This is a genomic window from Roseixanthobacter psychrophilus (assembly GCF_043195195.1).
Lineage (GTDB): Bacteria > Pseudomonadota > Alphaproteobacteria > Rhizobiales > Xanthobacteraceae > NCEH01.
Window position 1 is genome coordinate 1 of the sequence record NZ_JBAFWT010000127.1, and the last position, 1,534, is coordinate 1,534.

Below are 1,534 nucleotides of genomic sequence, written 5' to 3' on the forward strand. Positions count from 1 at the left end.
GCGCATTCCTCATCAATGGCGCGGGCGCGGGCCAGCAGCTTCAGGCGGCTGCTGGAGGCGCCCTGGTCCTTGTACTGGGTGGTCGGGCTCCGCTTCGCGAGGGCGAGTCCCTGCGCCACCGCATCGGCGAGCTTCGAAGGCGCCCGTGCCTTCAGCTCGCGATAGAACACGTGCCGTTCGAACAGGAGACGCGGCGTCTTGCCGTCGTCTTCCAGCACCTTTCCGGCACTCTCGATCTCCACCACCGCCAGCAATGCCGCCTGCGGGATGCCGGCCGCGTCGGCGGCCTTGCGCACGGCGGCGACCAAATCCTCGTCGAACATCTGCGTCTCCTATCGCACGCCGCAGGCGAGCAAGCCGGCGACCAGCGCGACGATGAGGAGGCTCGCGCCCAGCTCGTCCCAGGTGCGGGAGCGAGACACGATCGATGCGCCAAACAGGCACAGCAGGATCAATGTGAGGACGATGACGACGGACACGATGCTCCCCCCGGCCGCGCGGCCGATGGGGCAAGGTGACGGATTAGAGCGGGATGGATCATGCCCCAGTGCTGGGGCGGCGCTCAGGCGCGTTCGAACAGGTCGAGCTGGGAAGCGGTCAACTCATGCTCGTGAAGGATGCGCCAGACGTTACCCTCGGAGCAGCCGCACAGGCGAGCGATCTCCGCATATGACCGCCCTTGCGCCCGATAGGCAAGCACCCGCCACTCGCGCGCGATAGGCACCTTCAGATAGTTGCTGCCGAGTTTTTTCACCAGCGCGTCGGTGGCAACCTCGCCCATCAGGGCGACGAGATGCGTCCGCTCCAGCTGCGGGACGTACATGCGCGTGCCAGCATGCGCCTGGATCAGCGCGAGCGTGGCATCGTCGCCCAGGAGCGCGATCAGGCCTCCCAGCTCGGCGGTGCCTGTCCGCTTACGGCGATCGCGGGTCACGCCAGCACGAGCCCCCGAACCAGGCAGGTGGCCGAGACAGGCACGGCACCGGGTCGCCGCCAGACCACCCGCGCCGTGTGCGATCCGTCCTGGCACGGAAACAGTTGAGCCTTGGTCGCGACGGCGCCCATGGAGCGCCAGAGGTCATCGAAGCGCTTCAGGTCCGGCGAGGCGGCGATCAGCTGCTCGATGGTGATCGTGTGCTTACGCTTGCGACGCGACATGAGGTGCATCCAGATCCAGGGCGAGTTGCCCGGTTGCGGTCTGATCGGCGCGCGCCCGGCGCGCATCCCGTCTCGTCGTCTCGGCCGCCACCTCGGCGCGCAGCTGGGCGTGCAGGGCGGCCTGGAGCTTCGTCAGATCGCGGGCGGTGGAGCGGTGCGCCTTGCGCTTGCGCTCGATCCGGGCCGCGATCTGGCGGAGCGTCGCCATCGGCTATTTCCGGCGTCGCTGCTGTGCCCGGCGCAGGGTGCGGCCGAGATCGGCGGTGAGCGTGTCCAGCGCGGAATCGGTCATGGCGTCCAGCGCCGCCCGGCTCGGCCAGGGGCCGTGCTCGCCCAGCTCGGCGAGACGGGTGATCTGTGCCCGCAACACCGCGCC

General features: G+C 69.1%; 5 protein-coding genes. All 5 read right to left on the bottom strand.

The window, feature by feature from the left end:
- A partial coding sequence (locus tag V5F77_RS28750; protein ID WP_429008463.1) for an N-acetylmuramidase domain-containing protein occupies positions 1-323 on the bottom strand: 323 nt, incomplete at its 3' end.
- 9 nt (positions 324-332) lie between these two features.
- Positions 333-479 (bottom strand): hypothetical protein, encoded by a 147-nt coding sequence (locus V5F77_RS28755; protein ID WP_429008464.1) that lies wholly within the window; start codon positions 477-479, stop codon positions 333-335.
- Positions 480-562: 83 nt separating this feature from the next.
- Positions 563-934, bottom strand: a complete 372-nt coding sequence (locus V5F77_RS28760; RefSeq protein ID WP_429008465.1) for a sigma factor-like helix-turn-helix DNA-binding protein — start codon at positions 932-934, stop codon at positions 563-565.
- The gene (locus tag V5F77_RS28765; RefSeq protein ID WP_429008466.1) at positions 931-1,158 is read right to left on the bottom strand and encodes a hypothetical protein; all 228 of its coding nucleotides are present in this window, start codon (positions 1,156-1,158) and stop codon (positions 931-933) included. The genes V5F77_RS28760 and V5F77_RS28765 overlap by 4 nt, the downstream gene beginning before the upstream one ends.
- A complete protein-coding gene (locus tag V5F77_RS28770; protein ID WP_429008467.1) occupies positions 1,139-1,366 on the bottom strand; it encodes a hypothetical protein in 228 nt (75 codons plus the stop codon). Before V5F77_RS28770 ends, V5F77_RS28765 begins: the two co-directional genes overlap by 20 nt.
- Positions 1,367-1,534: the final 168 nt, after the last annotated feature.